Below are 354 nucleotides of genomic sequence, written 5' to 3'. Positions count from 1 at the left end.
CAACCACAAAAGTTAATCGATCACTCACTTCAGATTTCAGTATCTAAACAAGCTAAGTTACTGAAAGTCTCTCGTGGTTGTTATTATTATCGCCCAAAACCTGTTAGCTCATCAGATCTGAAGCTGATGCGATGTATTGATGAATTACATATGCAATATCCTTTTGCAGGCAGTCGTATGATGCGTGATTTGTTGAATCGTCAAGGGCATCATATAGGACGACGTCATACACGTACTTTAATGAAGAAAATGGGTATTCAGGCGTTATATTGCAAACCAAATTTAAGCCAGGCTAATCAAGCTCACCGTAAATATCCATATCTGCTCAAAGGATTGGCTATTCAGCGCAGTAAT

The 354-nt window shown here is 38.7% G+C and carries 1 protein-coding gene; it reads left to right on the top strand.

Going from position 1 to position 354, the window contains the following annotated elements; translation table 11 throughout:
* On the top strand, positions 1-354 hold a 354-nt coding region (locus tag G5T77_RS17340; RefSeq protein ID WP_252719427.1), incomplete at both ends, for an IS3 family transposase.

The organism is Acinetobacter sp. GFQ9D191M, assembly GCF_011174875.1.
GTDB lineage: Bacteria > Pseudomonadota > Gammaproteobacteria > Pseudomonadales > Moraxellaceae > Acinetobacter.
The sequence above is the reverse complement of the archived record's forward strand: the minus strand, read 5'-3'. Positions and strand labels throughout refer to the sequence as shown.